The sequence below is a fragment of the Sinobacterium caligoides genome (assembly GCF_003752585.1).
Lineage (GTDB): Bacteria > Pseudomonadota > Gammaproteobacteria > Pseudomonadales > Sinobacteriaceae > Sinobacterium > Sinobacterium caligoides.
The window spans coordinates 23,136-45,846 of record NZ_RKHR01000009.1; the positions used below are offsets into that span (position 1 = coordinate 23,136).

A 22,711-nucleotide genomic window follows, 5' to 3' on the forward strand; every position below is an offset into this window, starting at 1 on the left:
CGGCGTTACAAGTGCCCCGTCTTTACGTAAATCAAAGCACCATCCTCTTTAGTGAAAGGCTTATGTCGGCTAAGGTGCGGGCTGCGTAACCATGAACCTTTCGGGTAGCTACCGTGCTCATCGTGGAAGGTGCCCTCTAGCACCAAGATCTCCTCTCCCCCCCTATGCTGGTGAGGGTTGAACGATGTATAGGGCGCCCACTTAACCAGCGCTACCTGCTCACCTTCAAACTCATGTAGCGGCATAACTGTTAGGCCATCCACTAGTCCCTGATGCCATGGCTGTGTTTGAGTATCGATTATTTTTTGTTGGCTGTCACTTTGGTCAAATTGTTGTAGTTTGACAAAAATAGTCGCCCCTTCTTTACCTATTTTAGGGGTGTGCGAGCTACCAATCGGGTTACGCACATAGCTACCCTTACCATAGCGGTGATGTTCATCTGCAAAGACACCCTCGAGCACCAAGAACTCCTCACCGCCGGTATGTGTATGTGGCGAGAATTGGCTAAAAGGCGCATAACGGACTAATGAAGTTGCGCGTGCGACTTCATCCCCTATCCTGTCAAGCATCATTCGCTCTACCCCAGGCATGGGCGATTCAACCCAGCGATAGTCATCGGGCTGAATCACAATGCGTTGCGAAAAGTCTGTATTAATTTGTGTCGTCATTTAAGCACCCAACTAAGCTCATTATTTGCTTCTAGCAGCCACTGCTACTCAAAACCTGTGGCGTAGCAGGAGTAACAGCAACGGTCATTACACCAATGCTATGCTAGCCAATACTCTCACTAAAGCAAAGTAAGCACTTATTGGTAAGGTGGGTACTTTTTGGTACATCTTTCTGAAAAATAAAGTAAAAAAAAAGCAAGCCACCTACTTCTTCTTGGCGGCAATATACTCTAGAGGCGATTGCCCTAGATTCCTTTTAAACGCCGAAATAAAGGCACTCGCTGAGCTGTAGCCTAATGCCATTGCAACACTGGTGACAGGCTCCCCCTCGTGCAGCTTTTCTAAGGCATAGAACAGCCTAACTTGCATACGCCAGCCACTAAACGTCATATTCACCTCTTTTTTAAACATTCTGGCGAGGGTTCTGGTGGATGTATGTACATAATCAGCCCACTGCTCAATACTGTTATTGTTTATTGGATTATCGAAAATAATCCGCATAATTTTGCTTAATTTAGGGTGCTCTGACCACGGTAACTTTAAAGGTGAATGGGTAAGCTCGGCAATTTCATCAATAATCACCTCCATTAAACGGCGCTCTTTCCCTATTGGCGAGTAATCAGGGCCGATTTCTGTTGCCTTTAGAATAAGCTCCCTTACCAATGGCGAGACATTAAAAACTTGCTGATCACTTGGCAGACTCTTCGCCCAAGCAGGATCAATAAATAAATTGGCGATATTAACTTCGCCCAAGAAAAATAGTTCATGCTTATGATTGGGCGGGCACCAAAACGCCTGCGATGAAGGGATGAGATAAACCCCGGTTGAGGTGACCACTCTTGTGATGCCTTCCGTCGAGAAGATGAACTGCCCTCTCGGATGCGCATGCGCAGCTGAGCCCATAGTGTCTTTAATGTACTTCCTGTACAGCAGCACAGGCTTTTCAGCATCAACAACTCTGCCGAAGGGTATCGGTGCAATCGCTGTGATAGGGTTGTTAGGGTTAGCCATTGTTTTGTAAGCCTGCCAATTTTCATCGAGATTAATTCAACTGACTCTCTAGCACAATAAGGTAAAACCATGACGAAATAGGAACGCGTTCAAAGTACCAGCAATAATATTAGCGAGATAATCTGTCTAGCGAGAAGCACATCCTGACTGTTTAAGTCATTACCTCATTAACAGGCAGACAATACCAACGTTGTACCATCGTAGCTTTTCAGTGCGATACTAAAGCCATCAATGGCCTCGAGATCCAAGTGGTTGGTCGGCTCGTCCATCACCAAAACTTAGCACTCTGAATCTGGCGAAGTGGGCTTAGCGATATCGCTGACCGATCATGAAAACTATCATCACCTTAAAGTGATCGAAAAGAACAACACGATCCGCCTTGAGCGTGAGCAGGTTGCGGGCTGATGCTATCGGCGAGTGAGCTGCCAGCTCTAGCGCAGAGACTTCGCTATAGAAGTCTCTGCCGCCGTCTTAGCGCTCAATAATCGCCGTGATACCCAAGCCACCGGCCGCGCAAATGGAAATCAAGCCACGCCCCCTTCCCTTCTGGGCTAATAGCTTTGCCAGCGTGGCGACGATGCGGCCACCGGTCGCGGCGAAGGGGTGGCCGGTCGCTAAGCTGCTGCCGTTGACGTTGAGCTTGGCGCGATCGATGCTACCGAGGGCCTCGTCTAAGCCTAAAAAGTCACGGCAGAAGGCAGTGTCTTCCCAGGCGGCGAGGGTCGATAATACCTGTGCGGCGAAGGCCTCGTGGATCTCGTAATAATCAAAATCCTGTAGCGATAAACCGGCTTTAGCGAGCATCTTCGGCACGGCGTAGGTCGGTGCCATCAATAAGCCCTCTTTACCGGCCGAGAAATCGACGGCGCTGGTTTGTGAGTGGCTGAAATAGGCCAGTACGGGTAGGCCCTGTTGCTCTGCCCACTCTTCGCTGGCAAGCAGCACGGCAGAGGCGCCGTCGGTTAAGTTAGTCGAGTTGGCCGCCGTCATCGTGCCGTTATCGCGGTCAAAGACCGGTGATAGGCTGCTGAGTTTTTCAAGGCTAGAGTCGGGCCTAAGAATCGTATCGCGTTCGACACCTGCAAAGGGGGTAACCAGGTCTTGGAAGAATCCGTCGTCGTAGGCGCGGGCCAGATTTTTGTGGCTGCGTAGGGTCAACTCATCCTGCGCTAGACGGGGGATCTGCCATTGGGCGGCGGTGATCTGACAGTGCTGGCCCATCGATAAGCCGGTACGGGGCTCGGCATTGCTGGGGGTAATAATCGAGAAATCGCGGGGCCTGAAGTTAAAGAACGGCTTTAGTTTATCGCCGATCGACTTGCCGCGATTACATTCTAATAGAATCTTGCGCAGGCCTTCGCTGACGCCTATCGGTGCGTCGCTGGTGGTGTCGCTGCCACCGGCGATGCCGCATTCGATCTGGCCGAGGGCTATTTTATTGGCGACCAAGATGGCTGCCTCAAGGCCGGTGCCGCAGGCCTGCTGAATGTCGTAGCAGGGTGTCTGCGGGCTTAGGCCACAGTCTAAGACTGATTCACGAGTTAGATTGAAATCACGTGAATGTTTAATCACGGCACCGGCAACGACCTCACCCAAGGCCTGGCCTTGCAGTTGAAAACGTTCGACTAAGCCGGTGAGGGCCGCGGTTAAAAGTTGCTGGTTTGACGCCGATTTGTAGGCGCTATTTGAGCGGGCAAAGGGTGTTCGGTTGCCGCCGACGATAACGACTTTGCGGGGAGAGAAAGACATAGTTAGACCTTATTGGCTCGGGATAATGGGGGTAAAATAACGCCCGTGTTGGCCTACCATCTGAATGAAGGATTGCACGGGTGCGATATATCAGCATCATTAATATAACGATTAACGGTCTGCTAAACATTGGCCGGGTAACTCGGCGGTTAGCGCTGCGAGCCAATGGCATTTACAGCTCAACCGGTAAAATAGCCTACTCAGCTAAACGCCTAGTTAGGTGTGTGTGAAGCTTGCGAATAGAAAGCAAGATAGAAGTCGAGACGTAGCTTGCTGCGCCAGGCAGAAAGCCGCGAATATAATTGATAACTTAAATAGCGAAAGGGATAAGCAATGGCCGATCAACAGGTAGCAAACCGCAGCATGGGACAAAAGCTTTTATCAACGGTAGGCGTACCGATGGCGCCGAGTTTGCAGCGCAATGTAAAAGATCAGGCGCAGCCGTTTAGTGGTCAAGTCTATATTGGTGGTACCGAGGCGACGCCGCTTTTGGCGCCGATGTTGTCGGCCTTGCAAATCACGGGCGCAGAGGCGTTGCAAAGCAACGACAATAGCTCGCCGAATTATCTCGATAGCGGCGCGGCAAAGCTCAACTATAAGGTCAACAATTTAGCGTTAACGGAGATACCTGCTGAGGGAGTTAAGGCTGCTATTTTTGATGCCAGCGCGATTGATCGCAGCGAGAAACTTGTCGATGTTTATCATTTTTTCAAACCGCTGATTGGCCACATCACCTCTAACGGGCGTATTGTGCTGCTGGCGAGAACGCCGCAGACCCAGATCTCGCCTCGTTATCATACTGCCCAACGTGCACTGCAGGGCTTTGTCCGTTCGCTGAGCAAAGAGGTGGGACGTAAAGGTATCACCGTTCAGCTAATCTATGTGCAAGAGGGAGCGGAGGCCGGCTTGATCGCCCCGTTGCAATTTTTGTTGTCGCCTCGCTCTGCTTATATCAGCGGTCAGATTTTACATATCAATAACCCTCTGGCAACTCTGCCCCCCCTGGTTTTGGCGCAGCCGTTAAGTGGCCAAGTCGCCGTTGTTACCGGCGCATCGCGTGGTATTGGCGAGCAGATAGCGCGTAGCTTAGCTCGCGACGGGGCGAAGGTCATCGGTGTCGATATCCCCCAGGCGCTACCGACGCTAGAGACCGTCATGGCAAGTATTGGTGGCCGCATATTGGCGTCTGATATTAGTCGCGATGACGCGCCGCAGGTGATCGCGCGTTATAGCAAAGAGGCTTATGGAAAGGTCGATATTTTGGTGCATAACGCCGGTATTACCCGCGATAAAAAACTGCGAAATATGCCGGAAAATTTCTGGTCGTCAACAGTCGATATTAATCTCACTGCGGTCGAGCGAATCACCGAGCATTTATTGCACGAGAAGCTACTGGGCAAAGGCGGGCGAGTAATCTGTGTCTCGTCGGTCAGCGGTATCGCCGGCAATATGGGGCAGACTAACTACGGTGCATCTAAGGCGGGCATCATCGGCTACGTCGAGAGCATGGCGCCGCTACTGAAAGAGTATGGTTGCACCATCAACGCCGTCGCCCCCGGCTTTATTGAGACAGAGATGACTCAGGCAATTCCCTTTGTAGTGCGTGAGGTCGGCAAGCGCATCAACGCCTTAGGCCAAGCCGGTAAGCCAGAAGACGTGGCGAATACCATCGCCTTCTTCGCCGCACCGGGTACCGCTATGATGACGGGCAATGTGATCAGGGTCTGCGGCCAAAGCTGGTTGGGCGCGTAGAGCGGGTGCCGCTATATTTTCGTCTGCACTGCTAGTGCAGGCGATGTTTTTTGCGGTACTCGATAGGCGTCATTGCCTCCCAGCGTTTAAAAGCGCGATAGAAGGTGCTGGGTTCGGAGAAGCCTGTACGCTGAACGATATTGGCAATGCTGTCGTCACTGTGGATAAGTAGCCGTAGCGACAGGGCGTGACGATAATCGTTAAGCAGTTTGCTGTAGCTGGTACCGGCCTCTTCGAGCTGCTGCTGTAAGCTGGCGGGCGATAGCCTCATCTGCTTCGCGATGGCGCTCAACTGGTGCTCGCCGGTTGAAAGGTTTTTACCGATGTTGTACTCGACAAGACCGATAAGATCTTGTTTTTGCAAATAACTTAGCTGTGCCTCGGCGCATTGTTCGTGGAACATGATCAGCTCTGGCTGGCTGTGCATAGAGGGGCGTAGTAGCGACTGGCGAGAATAATAAAGCCTATTTTCAGATTTTTCAAAAGTCACCTGGCAGTTAAAAGCGCGCTGGTAGCGGCAGAGAATATTGTTGCCTACGTCACGATCTAGGCGGTGGTAAGCGCCGGGGTTGGCCGCTGGCGAGTGGCAGAGTTCGACGCGCTGTGGCTGTAAAGTCGAATCGCTATTTAATAGCAGCGCTCTGGCGATGCTTATCAGCGTACAGTCGATCAACTGACTGTTGCTGTCAGCGTAGCGAAAGCTCAAGTAGAAGTAGTCGCCGTCTTCGCCAATCTGGATATCCAAGGCGTCGCTAATGAGGCGCTGGTAGTTAATGATGCGCTCAATGCCATCGCGGTAGTTGGCGGCACTGATCAGTAGATATTCGAGTACTAAGCCTTTAAATACCGGCATATTATCACCGATACTAAGACCGATGTAAGCATCGCCAGAGACGGCTTCGGCAGCCTGCCAAAACGATGATTGGCCCTGATGCGGCGTGCGCAAGCTGCTGTCGTAAAGCTGCTGGCTAGTAAGATTGCTCCGCCTTAATACTTCATCGGCGTCTAGACCCATAGACTGCATAGATTGATAAGCCAGGCGTATTAAGGTGCCGGCATCTTTTAGCTGTGTCGTCATGCTCCCTCCTTTTTTTATTGCTAGTCATAATACCAATAAGCCGGTGATAGCGGCGGTCGAATACGTTTGTTTGTAGAGGGATTGACCGAGGAGCGGCGAATAATAAATTCTCAACCAATTTTATTGTTACGGTTGTCGGTTACCGTAATACTCTACTCAATAACAACAGGATGAGCAGCGTGCAATTCACTTACCGGCGACAACCTGTCATGGCCTTGGTTTATTTAAAAGCCGTTTTAAAAAAACGACAAAAGCGCTATCAGCTAGGTGATGCCTTGCCAGTCATCGAACTGCAACAACAGCCGATGGCGGTAAAGCAGCAAGCGCTGGCCCGCTATCGTAAGCTATGCAATATCCCTAGATCTGATCAGCTGCCGTTATTATATCCGCAGATCATGGCCTTTCCGCTGCAGATGGCGGTATTAACGGCGAGGGATTTCCCCCTAGCGGTGCTGGGTTTGGTTCATGTTGAGAACGAGGCGCAGTGGATGAAACCCCCTGTTGCCGCCGCAGGTTGTGTATTGGCATTTAAGTGCAAGCTTGGCAAGTTATCAAATACGGCTAAGGGGATTCACTTTGCGATAGAAACCGAAGCTTATGACGACGATGGTTTAGTCTGGCGCAGCACGATGACGCTGCTTTACCGTTGCAAGGTAGGTTCAACTATGATGCCGAGAGAGGCCGCCGGGCTGACAGACAGCAAAGAAACGGAGATTGATAATAAGATCGAAACTTGGCTGCTAAAACCTGCTATGGCGAGGCGTTACGCGCTGTTGAGTAGAGACCTTAATCCGATCCATTTATTTGATATCAGCGCCAAATTATTTTCGTTTAAACAGCAAATCATGCACGGCATGTACGTTGCAGCCAGAAGCTCGGCGGCGCTGATGAGCGATGCTGATGGCGGCCGGTGTCGTATTCGTCATCAATTTAAAAAGCCGTTGATGTTACCCGCCAAGGTTAAGCTGTTTTCGGTTAAGCAGGGTTCTGATTCTGCACTGCCGCGATTAGAGCTTTGGAATAAAGACGTAAATCAACTTCACCTGGTGACCGAGATGCTTACGGCCGACGTCGTTAGGGCGCCCGCTAGCGAGCCTAACAAGATCGTGACCGCCTGATTAACGACGTTAATAAATACTCGACGATATAATAAAACGTCGAGATTAAAAAAATATAAGATGACACTGGCATCGCATAATGCCGCTGCAAAGGAAGCTACTGTGAAAGTATTTAAATCGCCGATAAAAGACATTCAATTTGTCACCCAACAAGTATTCGATATTGATGCGCACTATAAGACGATACCACAGGGGGCGGAAGCGACGCCGGAAATGGTGGCGGCGATTAGTCAAGAGTGTGCCAAGTTCTCCGAGAACGTTTTATTCCCCCTTAACCAGTCGGGCGATGCAGAGGGCTGTAGCTTTAAAGATGGTCAGGTAACGACGCCGGCGGGGTTTAAGGAGGCCTATCAGCAGTGGGTCGATAACGGCTGGCAGGGCTTGTCGCATCCCGAGGAATATGGCGGTCAGGGTTTACCGTTATCGCTAGGGGTAATTAAGTCGGAGATCGTCGGCACTGCCAACTGGTCGTTCGGTATGTATCCTGGGCTGAGCCTGGGGGCGATGAATACGCTGATTGAGCATGGCACGGAAGAGCAGAAGCGTGGCTATCTCAGTAAGTTGGTAGAGGGGAGCTGGACTGGCACAATGTGTCTAACCGAGTCTAACTGTGGCTCTGATCTCGGGCAGATGAAGTCGAAGGCCGTTCCGAGCGACGACGGTAGTTATCGCATCACCGGCAGTAAGATTTTTATCTCCTCAGGTGAACACGACTTGGCCGAGAATATTGTTCATATCGTATTGGCGAGGATTGAGGGCGAGACTGCAGGCACTAAGGGTATCTCTCTCTTTATCGTGCCGAAGATTTTACCCAACGACGATTTATCGCTTGGCGAGGCCAATCAGGTTAGTTGTGGCTCGATCGAGCACAAGATGGGCATCAACGGTTCGGCGACTTGTACGATGAACTTTGATGGCTCTAAAGGCTTCCTGCTGGGCGAGAAAAACAAGGGCGTCAATGCCATGTTTACCTTTATGAATACCGCCAGAATAGGTACGGCGATTCAGGGTATTGGCGCGGCCGAGCTGGCTTTTCAAAATTCGTTAGCCTACGCCAAAGAGCGTCGCTCGATGCGCACTTTAGGTGGCCCGGTAGAGCCTCAACAGGCCGCTGACAGTATTATTCACCACCCCGATGTGCGCCGCATGTTGTTAAAGCAAAAGGCAATCGCCGGTGCTGGGCGGGCGATGTTGTACGATGCGGCGATGATCGCCGACAAGATGATGGCGGCAACCGACGATAAAGAGCGAGAGGCGGTTGACTCTGAGCTCGGCTTTATCACGCCGATATTGAAGGGCTTCTTTACCGAGATGGGTATCGAGGCGGCCAACGAGGGGATGCAGGTCTTCGGCGGCCACGGTTATATCAAAGAGTGGGGGATGGAGCAGATTAGTCGTGATGTACGCATTGCAACGCTATACGAAGGAACGACGGGTATTCAGGGCCTCGATTTGCTGGGTCGTAAAGTGATTCTCGATAAATTTAAACAGTACGGTGCCGTTAATAAGCGGATTTTAAACTTGTATAAACGCAGCCTAGCGAGCCCGCATCGCTGGCAGATGATGAAGTTTATCGGCCCGCTAATGGGCTATCAGTTACGCTGGCAGAGAATGTTGCTGTCGATATTGCTGGCGGCGCGTAAAGACCGCGATGCCGTTGGCGCTGCGACCCACGACTTTTTGATGTTTAGCGGCTATCTGATGTCGGCTTATTACTGGGCGTTGATGGCGTTGACGGCCTTCGAGAAGCTGGCGCAGAAAAAGTCTGACAGTGCAGATTTAGGTGACGACTTCTACCAATCTAAAATACAGACTGCCGAGTTTTACTATGCCCGTATGTTACCGAGGGCCAAGTCTCACAGTGAAATCGTTAGGGCGAAGCTGTCCAGCTTAACAGCGATGGCAGAGAAGGACTTCTGTCTAGAATAACCACAAAAAAGGCGCCCAAGGCGCCTTTTTATTGCTTAGCAGCAAACGACATGAACGTTTTAAGCGACCGCCTGTACTTCCTTTTGGCTGTCTAAGTACTCGTCGTAGGTGCCCTGGAAGTCGATGACCTCCTTGTCTTTAATCTCGAGCACTCGCGTCGCCAAAGAGGAGACGAACTCACGGTCGTGGCTGACAAAGATCAGCGTACCATCGTAGTTTTTCAGTGCGATGTTAAGCGCATCAATGGCCTCGAGATCCAAGTGGTTGGTCGGCTCGTCCATCACCAAGACGTTGGTGTTCATCATCATCAGCTTACCAAACAGTAGGCGGTTCTTTTCACCACCCGAGCACACCCGTGCCTTCTTATTGGCATCGTCTTCGGTGAATAGCAGACGACCGAGCATGCCGCGTACGGCGAGGTCATCGTGTTTGGGGGTACGCCACTGGCTCATCCAGTCGAACAGATTCAAGTCACAGTCGAAGTCCGCTGTGCTGTCCTGAGGACAGTAACCCACTTGTGCGTTCTCCGCCCACTTAATATCACCACTGTTCGGCTGCAGCTCATCCATCAAACAACGCAGGAAGGTACTTTTACCGGCACCGTTCTCACCGATAATCGCCAGTTTGGCACCCGCTTCCAAGATCATGTTGCCGTTACTGAACAGGGTTTCGCCGTCAAAACCGTGCGAGAGCTCTTCCAACACGAGCGCCTGGCGGTGTAATTTTTTATCCTGTTTCATGCTGATTGACGGCGTCATTCGGCTGGATGACTTCACATCATCAAGCTTAATCTTATCCATCTTTTTCGCGCGAGAGCTAGCCTGCTTAGCCTTGGAAGCATTGGCACCGAAGCGATTAACAAAAGCCTGTAGCTCGTCGATTTCAGCGCTCTTTTTTGCGTTCTCGAGTAGCAGCTGTGAGCGGATCAACTCGGACGCCTCAATAAACGCCTCGTAGTTACCCGGGTAGATACGCAGCTCACCGTAATCGATATCCGCCATATGGGTACATACGCTGTTTAAGAAGTGGCGATCGTGCGAGATGATAATCATCGTCGACTTACGCTGGTTCAACACTTCAGCTAACCAGTTGATGGTATGAATATCCAAGTTGTTGGTCGGCTCATCAAGCAGCAGGATGTCTGGGTTGGCAAACAAGGCCTGCGCTAGCAATACACGCACCTTGTGGCCCGGAGCGACTTGGCTCATCAGGCCGAAGTGAAACTCCTCATCAATGCCCGCCTCGAGCAGGATGTCACCTGCGCGGCTCTCAGCGCTATAACCGTCCATCTCAGCGAATTCTACTTCGAGCTCAGCCACCTTCATACCATCGGCTTCGCTCATCTCGGGCAGGCTGTAAATGCGCTCACGCTCGGCCTTCACCTTCCACAGCTCGACATCGCCCATGATGACGGTATCGACAACGCTGTATTCTTCGAAGGCGAACTGGTCCTGGCTCAGAGTACCGACCTTAAAGCCCGGGGTGATAGAGAAGTTACCCGAGGTTGGCGCGAGCTCACCACTGAGGATCTTCATGAAGGTTGACTTGCCACAGCCGTTCGCGCCAATCAGGCCGTAGCGATTACCGCCACCAAATTGAGCGGAGATATTTTCGAACAGGGGCTCGGCGCCAAACTGCATGGTGATGTTTGCGGTAGTAATCAAAAGACGTATTCCTAGGGCAAAAAATAAGCCGCTAATGCGTAGCGGCTTATTACGAATAAGGTAGACCAACAGCGGCGAGTAGAAGCTAACGGCGCGAAGGCGCGTTAATCAAGAGCGGCAAATACGGTGTACATAAGGCCGCGTACTATAGAGGGTTAGTCGCTGAATGTCGAGGAGAATTGATCATAAAACAGTCAGCACTGAAAGGTCGATTGACGCTAACGGGTGACTCGTAGCCATCACTTATTGCTCAGCGATAACTCTCATGATCCAGCCAACCGTTTTGATTCACAAAGCCATAGTGCGGCCGCCAACGAACCGCTATAATCGATCGTTAAATCCAATTCGATTTGAGTAAGTTACATGGAAAGTGAGAAGTATAAGCAAGGAATGAACGTCCGCCGTGAAGTGTTAGGCGATGAATATGTCGATAGGGCGATTGATGCTGCAACCGACTTCAATAAACCGCTGCAAGATTTAGTCACAGAGAACTGCTGGGGGGAAATCTGGGCTAACGACGCCCTCCCCAAACAAACCAGAAGCCTTATTACCATCGCAACGCTCGCCGCGCTCAAGGCTCCCACTGAACTAAAGGCTCACGTCAGGGGGGCGCTACGTAACGGCTGCTCTGCCCAAGAGATTCAGGCAGTGCTGCTTCAAGCTACCGTCTACTGCGGTGTTCCAGCCGGAATTGAGGCTTTTCGTGCCGCTAAGGAAGCCATCGAAGAGTGGCAGAAAGGCTAGCTCCCCTCCCCCTTTATTCTGACGCCGTTAGCTCAATAGACCATCGCTGACTGCGGCGGCAGTTTTAACGGCTCAAGCATCGCTAAACTAACTGCTGGTATACAAAGAACAATCAATCACTTCAACACGGCTGCCGGCTCCCCGTTAAAACCTGCTTTCGCAGGCGCCAACAGATTGCTATAAACCCCTACAACATCTTTCACTCAATGTGCTGCCCACTTTGGTATAATGCCCGCCTCTTTCACGCTATATACATAACTTCACCTATATCCATAGGGAGTTAGTAGGTTATTATGCTCAACAATTTTATCACCAATATTCCTCTCAGCATCCGCTACATGCTGATGTCGGCCCTTGCCTTTGCCCTAATGACCAGCTGCGTTAAGCTCGTTCATACCTACGGCATCCCAGTTTTTGAAATCGTCGCAGCGAGAGCCATTGTGTCGTTATTTATTAGCTATATCGATGTCAAAAGAAAGGGGATTTCACCACTAGGGAATAATAGAAAGCTCTTACTGGCCAGGGGCATAGCGGGATCGTTAGCGCTGATCTGTGTGTATTACGCCGTTTCCACACTACCGTTAGCCGAGGCAACCATCCTGCAGTACCTCAACCCGGTGTTTACGGCGATCTTAGCCGTGCTCTTTCTCAAGGAGAGGATCAAGCTATCGACAATCATTTGTATCGTTTGCTGTATTGTCGGCTTACTGTTCATTGTTGCCCCTGGCTTCACCTTCGATCACACAGAAAGCCTCCCCTTGCTTAGTGTCACCGCCGCCCTACTCGGTGCCTTCGGCAGTGGCATCGCCTATGTGATCGTCAAACAGCTGAGCGTCACCGAAGATAGCTCTGTCATTGTGCTTTACTTCCCGCTTATCGCCCTGCCCTTGTCCATTATTCTATTGGGCCATAACTTTGTCATGCCAAATCATGAGGCACTGCTGTTACTACTGTTTGTGGGCCTCTTTACCCAGGTCGGCCAAGTGGGACTGACCAAGGCCATGCAAACTGAAGACGCTAGCAAGACCATGGCCTATGCCTATATACAGGTTGTCTTCTCTATTATCCTTGGCTGGTTGGTGTTCAGTGAAATCCCATCACTATGGACCTGGATCGGCGGCACACTCATTATTTCCGGGGCTATCATCAATGTGGTTGGCAGCAGGAAAGGTAAGTTAAAAGCAGCATAGCGGCAGTACTTTATTCAACATATAAAAAAACCCCAGCGGCATCGCCTCTGGGGTTTTAACACCTCTGGGTTTTAACGCCTCTGGGTTTTAACGCCTCAGTGGTTTAACAACAGTCAATTACATTTAAATTTACGCTTTCAATACACCGATTATAAGTTAAGCGCCTTCGCAATATCCTGCCAGGCAATGTACTTAAAGTTCTGTGGCGCAAGCGGCATCACGTTGCGACCATCTTGCACGACCAACATCCCCTGCGCGAAAGCGCCGCCAAAGTTTGTCGAGCTGACCTCTAAGCCATCAGTCTCTGAAGCACCGTCAATACCGTCGTGCGCGTTTAGGCCAACACGGAAGGAGCCACGATAAGCATAGGGCGGTAAGCGGTCGTAGACGGCGTAGCTATTATCGCCTTGGCTGGAGACAACCAAGTAGCCTTTAGCACCATCGATATAAAGCGCTATACCTTCGATATCGTCGACTAGCACATCACCGACCTTAGCGAGTAGACGCCCCTGCTGACCTGCATCGGCCGCGGCACCATACACCCACACAGCATGATCCTCTTCACCGACAAACAGACGGTCGTTTTGATCATCAACCACACAGCCTTCCGGCTGACTGTCGAGGGAAAACTCACGCACCTTGCTACCGGTCAGCAGCGGTCCACCCGGCTTTACCGATGCCTGTTGGTGCAGTTGATACTGCTGAAAACGGCCATCTTTATCGTTAATAAAAACGTAGTTTTCACCGGCACGGTTCTGATACATACAGCTGCCGTAGATTTCTTTTAAATCCGTGGCGATGCTGCCCGCCTGATGCACAACACCGCTTTGAGGGTCGATCGTAAACAGCGCAATACTATTATCACTGCGCAGCGTGGCGGCGGCGACATCCATCACCTTGCCCTGTAGCGTCATCCCATAGCGAATATCGATATTATTAATCGGCCCCAGCGCAATACGTTGTATTGCCTTGCCCTCTAGATCGAAGACTTCCAGCCCCAAGCGCTTGTTCGTCGCCAAAATACGACTGCTGCGCTTATCTCGGCTGTTCACCCAAATGGCAGGGTCATCGGCGGCATCGCCAAAGCTGTGCATAGGCTCGGTCTGCTGCAGTGGCTGCACTTCAGGGTATGCGGTTAGCGCCTTGGCCGCCGGAGGCTGATCAACAAAGCTGGCGGTGAATAAGCCACCAGTTTCATCATCATAAACAACCAACTGTGTCGCCTCATCGGCTGTTTGACTACCGGCCGAAGCACTCAGCGTCAGTTTTTCTGGAACCAGAGCCTGATCGCCTTCGCTCTGCAGCTGCCACGATGCATTAAGTGTATAGCCGCCATCCACCGCATCATAACGATGTAACTCAGCCGACTCGACATCTAGCGCATAGACGCCACCGGCGAAGGCCTGAATACCGGCTAGATCACCGGTAACGGTGCCGCGCGGCGCAGCCAAATCAATCAACTCACGCTCGGCTTCAGCCTCAGGGTTTGCCTGATAGGCCCAAAGCCCGAAGCCCTCCTCACTTACATAAAGTGTTTGGCTGGCGTCATCGACGCTACAAAACGTACTCTCCACGGGCAACGGAAGATCACGCACAAGACGCTGTTTTACCTGTTGCTGCTGACCATCGTAGATGAGCCACTGCTGGTTATGACCTCGCCCACCGAGAAAATTGGCGTAAAGATTGTCGCTGCGGTCGCGAAATAGGCACAGTTGATCGATTTGAAAGCCGGGTGCCTTAAGATCCGCTAGCAGTGAAAGCTGTCCCGCCTCTAACGTCAATAACTTGGGCGTATTATTACTCGCATCAACCGTCAGCACGACCGTCGCATCATGCTGTGAGTTGCCCTCGCGAGCTAATGTAACGCCATCACGCAGATCGAAGGCTTCATAATGACCCTCAATACGCTGCAGCACCTTGCCGCTTGCGGCAGTGACCAATAGCCCCTCGCTTTCGCTGGCCAACAACCAACGCTGCTCACCGTCGGGCATCTGCAGAAGCTTAGCCAGACTCGGCTCGACGATATCGCCTGCCAGCGGCTGCAGCTTCAGCACTGCCCCAGCTTGTGTCGCAACATCACCTTGCTGTCCCATCTGGCAAGCCGACAATGACAACAGCAAGCCTGGCAACACCACCCCCGCAGCGAGCCTGCCCTGCCAGCTGTATTTTTTATTTTTGCTCAATGTTATTTTTTTACACTCTTTGTTCTTCATTTTTCTCTCATCACTTATTGATTAATGACGGTTAAATAACCTCGTATCCCGGCGAATCTGAGGCGGCTAGAAATCGGTCAACTGGACGCCCAACTTAAAGGTCGGTCCATATTCTTCATATTGATTGTTGTAGTTAGCGTGATTGTTATAGACATAGTAGGGCTGATTGGTCAGGTTGATGCCCTGCAGATACAGCTGAATACCCTCCGTGATCCAGAAGCGCGCCGTGGCATCGACCTGCATCTGCTCATCCACGTAGGCATCTTCCTGCTGGCTTGAGCCGGTCTCTAACAGGTATTCCGATTTATAATTGGCCGAAAGACGCAGGCTCATCCAGTCGTTCTCGTAGCCAATACTCAGGTTGCCGATCACGTCCGACTGGCTCGGTAGCGTCACTTTACGATCACCCAGGTCGGCCTCTGAGTCGGTGAAGGTCGCATTCGCCTCCACTAACAAGCCATCCCAGGGGGCCGGTAGTTGGCTGAACTGCTGTTGATACACTAACTCCAGTCCATACACCTCGGCACTATCACCATTGCTAAAGCTGTGGATTTCAGTTTCATTCGCATCGCTCAGCGTGTGCTCACTCTCATAGATAAAGTGACTAATGTCTTTATAGAACAGGAATGCCTGCAGCGTACTGGCGGTAGCAAAGTAATGCTCGATACCGACATCAATATTGCTCGACTCCCACGGATCTAGGTTGGGGTTACCGCGCTCAACTTCATTGCCATCGATATACTCACCGGGCGACATCTCCTCGAACGTCGGCCGCACCACCGAGTTTGTCCAGGCCGCGCGCAGAATGCTTTGTTCGCTGAGCGAGTAACGTACATGCAACGCCGGCAACCAATGATCGTAGTCGTTAGAGAACTGCGTCGCTGTAGTCGCTTCGTCAGCCTCCTCGTTAAACGACAGGCCATCGGCAGTGATATCAGTCGCCTCATAACGCATGCCACCGAGTATGCGCCAACGATCGATATCGACCGTCATCATGGCGTAGGCTGCATTAATATCTTCGTGGATAGTGTAGTCGTTAACCTGCGAATCCTCGAGGTTGCGCTCGACCTCCCCCGCCTGCGCGAGCACAGAAGAGAGTTTGCCCCCATCGATACCGGGACCGTAGGAAGCCAGACGGTAGTCAACCTCGCCACTAACATAACTACTCATGGGCAATAGCTGGTCAGAGAAGTCACCGTAGTCGATCACTTCGTCATCGCTCACTTTTTCTCGTCGACTCAGCTTGCCACCGAACTTAAACTGACTAGCTAAATCACCAATAAAAAAGTCACGACTGATATCGAGACGTATGTTGTGCTCACGGTCTTGTGCATCGACGGATTCTGTCTCGACATCATCCAGCGCATAGGATGCCGCATCGTAATACCCCGCAGGGGCGAGCAGATAGGGCTTTTCACTGTCCATCCAGCCCATATCGTCGAACTCAGCCTCAAAGGCAGCACCGGCGATATGTTGATCTTTCTTCTCTGTCGCCACGGAGAAGCCCGCGGCGTAATCGTAGGTCCAGCTATCAACACGGTTGATGCCACCGATAACAACCGAGCGCACCGTTTGTTGCTCTATACGGTCTTTCAGCTCGCGCGCCACCTCGGCCTGACCACGCACACCGGCTGCCCGCGCCTCACCGTCACCCTCGCCATCGATAAACTCAATCACGCTGGCCTGACGTGTTTCCGTATCTTGAAACTCACTCATTAACGTGCGCAGATAGTACTCATGATCAACGCCGTGCTGGTAATCAAAGTTCACTCCCAGGCCGGTACGTTGGCGGTTGATCGTGTAATGACGCTGCTCAAAACCTTCTAAGCCTGCGGGGGACTGCTCAAAATCCCAAGCTCCACCCGTTTCGACGTTATTGGAGCCAAAATCACGGTCGTACCAGCTGATTGCAGCGGCCACGCCAAGCTTTCTATCGGCGTCGCCGAGCTCAAACACATTGGAGGCTACCGCCGACAGTTTAGGGCTAGTATCGCCGGTATGATCGTCGTAGCTCGCCTCGGCTGAGGCTGAGTAGTAGAAACCCTCGCGATCGAAGGCACTCAGGCTCTTCACCTCTATGCTGCCACCGATGGCGTCGGCATCCATATCCGGCGTCAACGACTTTGTCACCTCTAACGACTCAATCAAGTCAGAGGGGATCGTATCCATCCCCACCGAACGTTGACTGCCACCAGGAGCCGGCATTTTGGTGCCGTTGATAGTCACCGCATTGAGCTTCGGCGCCAGTCCCCGTACACGCACAAAACGTCCTTCGCCCTGATCCCGCTCGATAGAGATCCCAGGCATCCGCGACAACGCCTCACTGGCATTGGCGTCGGGGAAGTTACCGATCGCATCGGCTGAGACAATCGACTTAATATTGTCCGCCGCACGCTGCTTGTTCAATGATTTATTGGCCGAGGCCGACTGACCAATGACCAGCACCTCTTCATCACTGCGCTTACTGAGCACGAAATTCTGCGACTGTGTTTCGTCATCTTGAACAACAACCGTTGTCTTCGTCAGTTCGGCACCTAGGTAGTCGACCACCAACTCATATTCACCCGCAGGCACAGAAGAGAGCGTATAGCTGCCATCACGACGGGTATTGGTCTTTAGATTCAGCGATGGAATCGTGACGCTCGCCCCTTCCAGCGACACCCCAGCCTGCTCCAGCGACACCTTACCTTCGAGCCGACCATCGGCCATCGCCGCTGTAGAAGCCGCAGCAATAGCCAACGCCAGTAGGTTTTTTCTAAACTGTGTTTTAACTCTCTTATTGTTCATTTTGTCCCCTAGACAATGCAACGACAAGATGCCTCGAAAAAGCACCTGAATACGCCCTCGGCATAAAGTCGCTGCAGAGTAAAAGGAATCGATGACAGCTTTTTTACAGCGACGGCACATCAAAGCTAAATCAGCGCGAATGAATACCCTGATGAGCTCAATTAGCCCCCGTTAGCAGCGGATAAAAAAGCGCAAGGCTAATCGGTACCGTCCCTTGCTCGCGGCCTCACGATGCACTCAGCGGTCTTCATCGCGTCTAGCGCTCAATTTTCACCACGCCAAAATCTTAGCTGAGCTTAAATGCCCCCCTCGCTCACCGTCATCGAGCCGACACTTAGCTGTCACATCACTGACATCTCGCTCTGCTATACCAACACACACAATAATCACGACGAATAACACCATGCTAACGAATAAAGAAAATCGCCTGCGTCTAATAACCATAATGAGCGTCGCCATCGCGCTGTTGTTGCTGAGCGATCAACAAGCCAGCCATAAGTTTTGGCGCGAGATCGACTGGCTCGACGTCATCGGCGAAGGCGGGGCAACGGCGATCACATTATTGTGGCTGAGTTACCTCTCTATCAGCCGCCCTGCAGGCCGGGTGAGCCGCCTATTAAGCTACGGAATCGGCGCCGTCTTCGTCGCCTTCTGGATGGATTTGCTCGATGAGTTCTTACGCTTACCCAAAGACGCCATCCTGCTCACCTGGGTCGAACCCATCGCGATGATTGGCGGCTTAATCTTGCTAAGCATTGGTCTCCCTCTGTGGCACAAGGAGCAATGCACGATCAATCGTCAGCTGCAAAAACGCGAAAAAAATGTTCGCGAACACAATCAAGTCGATGCATTAACGAAGCTGGCCGATCGCCACTACCTGAACGACCACATCAACAGCCAGCTGCAACACAAGGGGCGGCAATCGATAGCGTTAGTTATCCTCGACATCAAAGACTTTTTTAGCTTTAACCAACACTACGGCAACACGGAAGGCGATTACGTGTTACAAGATATTGCCGACCTATTACTACTCAACATTCGCCATAAAGACTTACTCTGTCGCTATGCTGGCGACAGCTTCGCCGTTGTTATGCCTGACACTTCCTATGCCGTCACCATGGAGCTGAGCCAACAGTTACAGAACGCCGTACAGGCCTTGGCCTATAAAACACAGCGCGATGACAGCTGTTGCTATCTCAGCGTCCGCTGCGGTGTCGCACTCTCTTCCCCCTCACTAAATACTGCCAGCAATCTGATCGATGCCGCCAACCAAGCCCTGCAGCGTAGTAAAAGCTACGACCTGGCACCGCGACAGTACGCTACGACTAGTTCGCTGCAGGCGCTATAAACATGGCATCGAGCTATAAAACGCCGCCATTTATCGGCCCTATTGCCACTAACGCCTTTTCCAGTCGGGGGCTCTCTGGCAGCGGTGTATCCGCTGAAACGACTCAATACAAGCAGACAAGCGTTGATGTCAGTCGCGCGCTCGATCAGGACAGCTGCTATATCCACAGTCATTACGTGCTCACCGAATTACTCGACCTGTTTGCCGCCCGCGGAATCGATAGCCACAAGCTATTACGGGGTAGCAAGCTTTTTTATGATGATATCGTTTACAGCGAAAAGATGATCAGTGCCGAGCAGTATCGTGTGATTTTAAAAAACGCGATCCGACTGAAACCGGGAGAGAATATCGCCCTACTCTATGGTGAACGTCTGCTGCAAAATCCACTCAACCCACTCTGCCGGCTACTCGATACTGCCGACAGCTTCACCGAGGCACTAGCCAGCCTCATGGCATATCAACGTATGCTACTGCCACTGTGCCAACTGAGACAGTACCAGACAGGCCCCACACTGTTGGTTTATCTGCTCGATTTTTTTCACGATAAGCCGTTGCAGCGATTTACCATGGAAACCTTGCTCGGCATTATCTTCACCCTTATACGCCGTCACCCGACAACCGCCCCCACTGAGCTGAAGGGTTTCTGTGACTATCTTGCAGACAAAAATGGGCTGGCTGCTAACTATAGCGAGGACTTACAACGCAGCAACACACCGAAGTATATCGCCACACAGTTTTTTCACTCCCCGATCACTAACGGTATCGCACTGTCCGGCGGCTCTGTCGTTGCGCCAGAACAGACGGCAACCAACGACAGCGCCCAAATGATCAGCACCATTGAGTGTCGGCGGCACAGCCAATCAGCTTCTGGGCGGCCTCATATGATCGACCTGCTCTATCAGCAAGTGCTATCGAGCGGCAAACACAACAGCTTAAATCAGAGCGCCGAGGCATTCGGCATGAGCCCGGCCACACTGAAGCGACGATTAAAAAGTCAGGGGTATAGCTTTCAACAGCTGCTCGACCTTTGCCGATTCCACCGCGTGATGTATTTACTGCACCATGACCAACTCAATACTCAACAACTCGCTGAGGCACTGGGCTTTCATGATGCTCGCAGCTTCCGCCGTGCCTTTAAACGCAGTACCGGCGCACTGCCACGTGATTTTGTACAACACTGGCTAATTTAATCGATAATATTTTTTTAAAACAAACACAAAAACGCCGAAGCTTCGCGGGCAGCTTCGGCGTTTTTGTGGATGCCCACACTAGGGCGCATTTCCGTTAATTGAAAGTGTTAGAGTGCAACCGAGGTCGCGAGACCTTTAGCTACCGCCAACTCTACAGCCGTTGTGGCTACAGCAAGATCCTGTAGTCCCACGCCGGTGCCGTCAAACAAGGTGATCTGCTCAGCAGATGTTCTGCCACCATCGACACCGTTAATCACATCGCCTATCGGCGTAATGTCATCTTGTGTCAACAGGCCTTGATCGACCGCATGCTGTGCCTCACCAATGCTGATGGACTGCGCCACCTCATCAGTGAAGACACTCGCCGTTGCGAACAACTGTGCATCGACTTCTTGCTTGCCACGGGTGTCGGTCCCCATACAAGCAATGTGGGTGCCTGGGCGAATCCAATCATTAAGCAATAGCGCTTCGTGCGCCGATGTAATGGTAATAATCACATCGGACTGAGCCGCTACCTGCTCACGATCGAGAGACTCAAAAGGCAGCCCTAGATCAGCCGCGACTGCCGCTAAGCTATCTAGGCGCTCCGGTGACTTGTTCCAGGCGACAATTTTTTCAAACTGACGCTGCTCAGCCGCTGCTCGCAGCTGGAAGCTGGCCTGGTGTCCGGCACCGATAATACCGAGCGTCTTGGCGTCTTTACGTGCCAAGTGTGCGATAGAGACGGCACAGGAAGCAGCGGTACGGACGGCGGTCAAATAGTTACCACCCACCAATGCCGTTAGCTTACCGGTATCGGGATCGAACAAGAAAATAGTCGACTGGTGATTGGTCAAACCCTTTTCTGCATTGCCCGGCCAGTAACCGCCAGACTTAACACCCAGTGCCATACCCGCACGGTCAAAACCTGATTTGAAGCCGTATAAGGCATCGGCATAGCCAATCGCTTCACGGATTACCGGGAAGTTGTAGGCATCGCCCTTCGCCATCGCCGCAAAAACACTTTCAACGGCGGTAAAGGCAGAGGCTCTGTCGATGACTTTTTTACAGACATCTTCAGGAACAATCACCAAACCGGGCTGAGAATTTTCAGTCGTCATCATTTATCTCCGATTAGAATGCTTTACCGCGTGCAGATACAGGCCAGATTTTCTCTACCTTGCCGCCACGAACACCGATGTACCAGTCGTGCACGTTACAGGTAGGATCACAGTGACCTGGCACCAATTTCAGCTTGTCGTTGATCTGCAAAACGCCTTCTGGATCGCTGATCACACCGTGCTCGTCAGAACACTTGATGTACTCAACATCGTTACGGCCGTAGATATAAGGAAGACCACTGTCTAGCGACTGTACCTTCAAGCCCGCATCACAAATAGCTTTATCCGCTTTGGTGTGGCTCATGATAGAGGTCAGGATGAACAGTGAGTTTTCAAACTCAGAGATCCGCTCGCCGTTCTCGTCATGAATGGTCTGGTAGTCGGCATCCATAAAGGCATAAGAACCACACTGCAGCTCATTGAATACGCCTGACTGGCTCTCGAAGTAGTAGCTACCCGTACCGCCACCACCGACGATGTCACACTCAAGGCCTTGCTGCTTCAGCATCTCAACGGTGGTCGCCACCATGTCGATCGCGATACCGGTCTTCTCTTTACGCTCGTTGTAGTTCTGCATGTGCTGCATCGCACCCTGGTAAGCTTGAATACCGGCAAACTTAAGGCCTTTCGCTGCCGCAATCGCCACTGCGATATCAACAACAGGCTGGCCGGCAACAACACCGCAACGTCCAGCACCACAATCGATCTCAACCAAACACTCAATCTCAGTGCCGTGCTTTACCGCAGCCGCTGACAGATCGGCAACGTTAGCGAGGTCATCAACACAGCAAATGGTGCGTGCGCCCAACTTAGGCATACGCGCTAGGCGATCTATCTTTGCCGGGTCACGAACCTGGTTAGAAACCAATACATCTTTGATGCCACCGCGAGCAAAAACTTCCGCCTCACTCACCTTCTGACAACAAACACCACAGCTGTCGCCTAGCTCTTCTTGCAACTTAGCAATATCAACAGACTTGTGCATCTTACCGTGTACACGGTGACGAACACCGGCCGCCTTGGCATAGTCGCCCATGGTCTTGATGTTCTTTTCTAGCGCGTCAAGATCTAGAATGAGGCAAGGTGTCTGAATATCTGCCTCATCCATGCCGATGGCGGCAGGGATATCGTAACCTACTTCAAACTTACTCAGGTCTACTGAACTCATCG

Annotated in this window: 16 protein-coding genes; 7 read left to right on the forward strand and 9 right to left on the reverse strand. The window is 51.7% G+C overall.

Translation table 11 applies throughout. The annotated features are described in order from the left end of the window. Positions 1 to 5 precede the first annotated feature (5 nt). From EDC56_RS18320 to EDC56_RS18330, 3 genes are all read right to left on the reverse strand, one after another. Positions 6 to 668: a cupin domain-containing protein gene (locus tag EDC56_RS18320; RefSeq protein WP_123714048.1), complete on the reverse strand. Its 663-nt coding sequence runs from the start codon at positions 666 to 668 to the stop codon at positions 6 to 8. 204 nt (positions 669 to 872) lie between these two features. After that, positions 873 to 1,679 carry an AraC family transcriptional regulator gene (locus EDC56_RS18325; protein WP_123714049.1) on the reverse strand — a complete coding sequence of 269 codons (807 nt, stop codon included), beginning with the start codon at positions 1,677 to 1,679 and terminating at the stop codon, positions 873 to 875. A 471-nt stretch (positions 1,680 to 2,150) separates the two neighbouring features. After that, positions 2,151 to 3,428: an acetyl-CoA C-acetyltransferase gene (locus EDC56_RS18330; RefSeq protein WP_123714050.1), complete on the reverse strand. Its 1,278-nt coding sequence runs from the start codon at positions 3,426 to 3,428 to the stop codon at positions 2,151 to 2,153. Positions 3,429 to 3,761: 333 nt separating this feature from the next. On the opposite strand from EDC56_RS18330, the gene EDC56_RS18335 reads away from it, so the two are divergent. After that, the gene (locus tag EDC56_RS18335) at positions 3,762 to 5,180 is read left to right on the forward strand and encodes a 3-oxoacyl-ACP reductase (RefSeq protein WP_123714051.1); all 1,419 of its coding nucleotides are present in this window, start codon (positions 3,762 to 3,764) and stop codon (positions 5,178 to 5,180) included. A gap of 31 nt (positions 5,181 to 5,211) precedes the next feature. Here the strand turns inward: EDC56_RS18335 and EDC56_RS18340 are convergent, their stop codons facing one another. Next, the gene (locus EDC56_RS18340; protein WP_123714052.1) at positions 5,212 to 6,258 is read right to left on the reverse strand and encodes an AraC family transcriptional regulator; all 1,047 of its coding nucleotides are present in this window, start codon (positions 6,256 to 6,258) and stop codon (positions 5,212 to 5,214) included. 179 nt (positions 6,259 to 6,437) lie between these two features. Here EDC56_RS18340 and EDC56_RS18345 point away from each other — a divergent pair, with 179 nt between their 5' ends. After that, the gene (locus EDC56_RS18345; RefSeq protein ID WP_162844243.1) at positions 6,438 to 7,376 is read left to right on the forward strand and encodes a MaoC/PaaZ C-terminal domain-containing protein; all 939 of its coding nucleotides are present in this window, start codon (positions 6,438 to 6,440) and stop codon (positions 7,374 to 7,376) included. 102 nt (positions 7,377 to 7,478) lie between these two features. Then, positions 7,479 to 9,305, forward strand: a complete 1,827-nt coding sequence (locus EDC56_RS18350) for an acyl-CoA dehydrogenase C-terminal domain-containing protein (protein WP_123714089.1) — start codon at positions 7,479 to 7,481, stop codon at positions 9,303 to 9,305. 59 nt (positions 9,306 to 9,364) lie between these two features. On the opposite strand, the gene EDC56_RS18355 is transcribed toward EDC56_RS18350, so the two are convergent. Next, positions 9,365 to 10,969, reverse strand: a complete 1,605-nt coding sequence (locus EDC56_RS18355; RefSeq protein WP_123714090.1) for an ABC-F family ATPase — start codon at positions 10,967 to 10,969, stop codon at positions 9,365 to 9,367. A 363-nt stretch (positions 10,970 to 11,332) separates the two neighbouring features. Here EDC56_RS18355 and pcaC point away from each other — a divergent pair, with 363 nt between their 5' ends. Together pcaC and EDC56_RS18365 are read left to right on the forward strand one after the other, a co-directional pair. Beyond that, positions 11,333 to 11,713, forward strand: a complete 381-nt coding sequence (gene pcaC / locus EDC56_RS18360) for a 4-carboxymuconolactone decarboxylase (protein ID WP_123714054.1) — start codon at positions 11,333 to 11,335, stop codon at positions 11,711 to 11,713. A 293-nt stretch (positions 11,714 to 12,006) separates the two neighbouring features. Then, positions 12,007 to 12,903 carry a DMT family transporter gene (locus EDC56_RS18365; RefSeq protein ID WP_245980746.1) on the forward strand — a complete coding sequence of 299 codons (897 nt, stop codon included), beginning with the start codon at positions 12,007 to 12,009 and terminating at the stop codon, positions 12,901 to 12,903. A gap of 149 nt (positions 12,904 to 13,052) precedes the next feature. Here the strand turns inward: EDC56_RS18365 and EDC56_RS18370 are convergent, their stop codons facing one another. Beyond that, positions 13,053 to 15,116 (reverse strand): phytase, encoded by a 2,064-nt coding sequence (locus tag EDC56_RS18370; RefSeq protein WP_123714055.1) that lies wholly within the window; start codon positions 15,114 to 15,116, stop codon positions 13,053 to 13,055. A 66-nt stretch (positions 15,117 to 15,182) separates the two neighbouring features. Next, positions 15,183 to 17,903, reverse strand: a complete 2,721-nt coding sequence (locus tag EDC56_RS18375; RefSeq protein ID WP_162844244.1) for a TonB-dependent receptor — start codon at positions 17,901 to 17,903, stop codon at positions 15,183 to 15,185. A 403-nt stretch (positions 17,904 to 18,306) separates the two neighbouring features. Here EDC56_RS18375 and EDC56_RS18380 point away from each other — a divergent pair, with 403 nt between their 5' ends. Together EDC56_RS18380 and EDC56_RS18385 are read left to right on the forward strand one after the other, a co-directional pair. Next, positions 18,307 to 19,251, forward strand: coding sequence for a GGDEF domain-containing protein (locus tag EDC56_RS18380; protein WP_123714056.1), 945 nt, complete (start codon positions 18,307 to 18,309; stop codon positions 19,249 to 19,251). A gap of 2 nt (positions 19,252 to 19,253) precedes the next feature. Continuing rightward, the gene (locus tag EDC56_RS18385) at positions 19,254 to 20,441 is read left to right on the forward strand and encodes an AraC family transcriptional regulator (RefSeq protein ID WP_123714057.1); all 1,188 of its coding nucleotides are present in this window, start codon (positions 19,254 to 19,256) and stop codon (positions 20,439 to 20,441) included. Positions 20,442 to 20,548: 107 nt separating this feature from the next. Here the strand turns inward: EDC56_RS18385 and bhcD are convergent, their stop codons facing one another. Both bhcD and bhcC read right to left on the reverse strand, forming a co-directional pair. After that, entirely contained in the window at positions 20,549 to 21,544 is a 996-nt protein-coding gene (gene bhcD, locus EDC56_RS18390; RefSeq protein WP_211333762.1) for an iminosuccinate reductase BhcD, read from the reverse strand. Positions 21,545 to 21,554: 10 nt separating this feature from the next. After that, a complete protein-coding gene (gene bhcC / locus EDC56_RS18395; protein WP_123714059.1) occupies positions 21,555 to 22,709 on the reverse strand; it encodes a 3-hydroxy-D-aspartate aldolase BhcC in 1,155 nt (384 codons plus the stop codon). Positions 22,710 to 22,711: the final 2 nt, after the last annotated feature.